This is a genomic window from Deltaproteobacteria bacterium (genome assembly GCA_009929795.1).
GTDB lineage: Bacteria > Desulfobacterota > Desulfovibrionia > Desulfovibrionales > Desulfomicrobiaceae > RZZR01.
This window is the reverse complement of the sequence record RZZR01000220.1, coordinates 1-3,317: the sequence shown is the minus strand read 5'-3', so window position 1 is coordinate 3,317 and position 3,317 is coordinate 1. Positions and strand designations below refer to the sequence as shown.

The window sequence follows — 3,317 nt, the reverse complement described above, 5'->3', positions numbered from 1 at the left end:
GGCGGGTGCGAGTGACACCGCCAAGAAGTGTCGCGCTGCAGCCGCCGTGATAACCCGGCCAGTCCTTTAGATTATGACTTTTTCGGCGATGGCCTTGGTGACCGGTAGCTCTTGCCGTCCAGGACTACTTGGTAGGCATTGTGCCGGATACGATCCAGCGTGGCCGAAGCCAAAAGCTTGTTGTGAAAGGCATCGGTCCATTCGCTGAAGTCAAGATTGCTGGTCAGTATCGTAGCCTGGTGCTCGTATCGCTCGGCGATCAGATCGTGGAAGTCCTCGTCCTGACCTGGTTTCATGGGTTTGAGCCCGAAATCGTCGATGACAAGCACGTCGACTTTGGCCAGATGGTTCAGTTTCCGCTGAAAGGTCCCCACAGCCCGGCCTGCCGCCAACAGAGAAAGCAGTTTGGCATGGGTGAGGAAAAGGACATCGAAGCCCCGACGCACGGCCAGGTGACCGATGGCTTGGGCCAGATGGCTTTTTCCCGTCCCGCAGGGGCCGACGATGATGACCGGGGCTTTTTCATCGACAAACCGGCACGTGGCCAAATCCATGACCTGAGCCTGATTGATGTTCGGATTAAACCCGAAGTCGAACGTCTCCAGGGTCTTTTGAACATTGAACCCGGCCCGGCGCTGACGAAGGGCGAACTTGCGCTGGTCACGCCGGGCTATCTCGTCGGCCAGAAGTAGGGCCAGAAACTCGGTGTAGGGCAGTTTCTTGTCGATGGCTTGACGATTTCGTTCTTCCAGTGAATCCAGAACACCCGACAGGCGCAGCTGTTTGAGCAAGGGAGATATCTGAGGCATGGGATTCATTTCGGCCTCACTGGATGCAGGGTTGAGAGGACGAGTACTTGGCTCGGCCGAGATAGGCCGGAGCCAGTTCCGTTCCGGCCACAGCTTCCTGATCCAGACCACGTTCCAGAATTGCCTTCACGTTTCGGTAGCTCACCGTTCCATGACCCAGAGCACGGATACAGGCGGCCTCAAGGCGTTTCTTTCCATACATTTTCGAAAGTTTGATGATCCCTTGGGCGGCTCGTAGCCGATCGAGAACACGGTCGGAGAACAACTCCTCGACAAGTTCCCGGCAGTTCTCTCCGATCTTTTCGGCTTGCTCCAGACAGTACTGGGGATCGGCCATCAGATAGGCCTGGGCTTCGGGAGGCAAGTGATCGCGGACCGTCGAACGCCGGCCGGGACGGGCCAGGCGCGGGTGCACGGCCACCATCTCTTGGTCGTGGTATATCTGAACCGAGTCGCCCAGACGAATCCAAACTTCGCAACGGATGAACTTGAAGGGCACGGAGTACCGGCATTTCTCCACCTGGACGTGGCAATCTCCATGAACTCTGGCCATGGCCCAATGCACCAGTTCCGGGACGACGTCCGGAATCGGCTGCAAAAAGGCCTTTTCCGTTTCGGAGAACCTGCTCAGGGGACGCTCCAAGGTCGTCCCGTGAACCCTGTTCCCCGCCGTTCCCATCACCCACTCACCGGCCTGGCGGTTCACGTCCTCAAGCCCTCGGAAGTCCCGCAACGCCAGGAAGTTCCTCTTCACGTACTTCACTCCCGATTCCACGATGCCTTTCTTCTTCGGTTCCCTGACCGGACAGGGAGAAATCAAAAAACCGTATCCCTCGGCAAATTCGGCATAAGAGCGTTGGACCACGGGATCGTGATAGCAGGCCTTGGTGATGGCGCACTTGGGGTTGTCGATGATCACCCTACGCGGCAAGCCACCGAAAAACTCGAAGGCCCGGCGGTGACAGCCAAGCCAGGTCGACACCTTCTGGTCCCTGACAAACTCAAGGTACTGATGCCGACTGAAGGCCAAAGTCATCACAAAGAACCACGTCTTGAACACTTCGCCTGTCGCCGCATCCGTCATCAACGGCCCTGCTCCAAAGTCCACCTGAGCCGCTTCCCCCGGCTCGAAATCGAGAACCATGCTTCGCGGGCCTTTGTTTTCACGGCATTGACGGACAAAGCGCTTGACGCTGTTGTAGGCCCCCTTGAATCCGTATCTTCTGATCAAAGTCTGATGAATAGCCATCGCCGTAACGCCTGATGCAACCCATGCTCGAATCTCATCGACATGCTCCCTCACATGAGATTTCGTTTCCCGGGCCATACCTCGATGGGCGAGTTCCGCCGCTATGACTTCATTCGAAGGCAAGGTCTTCTCGATGTCGAGCCAGTCCCGTTCCAATGCATCCTTCCGAAGGCATGCAGCCTTGGCCCGCCCCATCAATCCGACCTTTTGAATCTCCCGATCGCTATCCCCCAATCGCATCCTGACAATGACGTTGCGTATCTCGTGCACCTCGAACCTCCTGTTTGCCATGTCCTACCTCCTTGCTTGGCTGAAGGTAGACATAGATGTCGCGAGCAGTCAGGAAAAGGTGCACTTAGTTCTCATTCTCTTCGGGCAGACCCGAAGGTGGCTCCATTAAAGTGGCCACACACTGGCCCGATTAACTGGCCACAAAATGGCTCCATTAAGTGGCCACGCTTTGGCTCCATATAGGTGGCCACTAACAGCAAGGGCCTGGAGGACGCTTTCTGCGCAGTACAAGCCGGACGCAAACAATTCTTCCGCCCGCCGGCGAACAGTTTTAGAGGTGCCTGATGTCATGTTGTTCCTCGTGTGGATTGACGGCAAGTCTTCAAACGGTATTTATGGGTTCTCTTCCAGCAATGCGTGCAGTAAAGTTTTCAGGCGATCCAGACCGTTTGTATCGACGCAATAACAGATTCTGGGTCCTTCTATTTCTCCCCGAATGAGTCCGGCCGTTCGCAACTGCTTGAGATGCTGGCTGACCGTGGACTGGGCCAGGGGGAGGACCTCGACGATTCGGCCACAGACGCAGGAGTCGGTTTCAAGGAGGTGCTGAAGAATGGCCACCCGGGCCGGATGCCCCAGGGCCTTGGTCAGGGCGGCGAGCTCTGTCTGTTCTTGCGGAGTCAGTCTCATCGTTGATCGTAGAAATACGATAAATGGCGGTGCCGCGTCAATGATGAAGTTACGGGATGGGATGTCAGGGCGAAGGAGTCGAAACGATTTTTCGCCTGGGCGAATTGCGCGGGAGGATCACTCCGTGGGTTGATGGGCCCAGAAGTCATGAACGACGTTTCTGAATCGTTCGGAATCGCGAAGCAAGGCCAGGGTGTCCCAGATTTTGAATGCCAGATCCGGATGGTTTTCGACCAGGGAAAAGGACAGCATGAGGTAGTAGGGCTTTTCGGAGATTGGGATCGGGGCCTTTTTCAGGCTGTTTCGGAATCTCGAGTCCGAGGTTAGGACGTGGTCGG

4 protein-coding genes are annotated in these 3,317 nt (G+C 56.4%); all 4 read right to left on the bottom strand.

The window, feature by feature from the left end; genetic code table 11:
- Window positions 1-71 precede the first annotated feature (71 nt).
- The 4 genes from EOM25_13410 to EOM25_13395 all read right to left on the bottom strand — a co-directional run bounded on the left by EOM25_13410 (window position 72) and on the right by EOM25_13395 (window position 2,979).
- Window positions 72-818: an ATP-binding protein gene (locus tag EOM25_13410; GenBank protein NCC26172.1), complete on the bottom strand. Its 747-nt coding sequence runs from the start codon at window positions 816-818 to the stop codon at window positions 72-74.
- Between the two features lie 7 nt (window positions 819-825).
- The gene (locus tag EOM25_13405) at window positions 826-2,349 is read right to left on the bottom strand and encodes an IS21 family transposase (protein NCC26171.1); all 1,524 of its coding nucleotides are present in this window, start codon (window positions 2,347-2,349) and stop codon (window positions 826-828) included.
- 105 nt (window positions 2,350-2,454) lie between these two features.
- Window positions 2,455-2,640 (bottom strand): hypothetical protein, encoded by a 186-nt coding sequence (locus EOM25_13400; protein ID NCC26170.1) that lies wholly within the window; start codon window positions 2,638-2,640, stop codon window positions 2,455-2,457.
- A gap of 42 nt (window positions 2,641-2,682) precedes the next feature.
- A complete protein-coding gene (locus EOM25_13395; GenBank protein ID NCC26169.1) occupies window positions 2,683-2,979 on the bottom strand; it encodes an ArsR family transcriptional regulator in 297 nt (98 codons plus the stop codon).
- Between the last annotated feature and the right edge of the window lie 338 nt (window positions 2,980-3,317).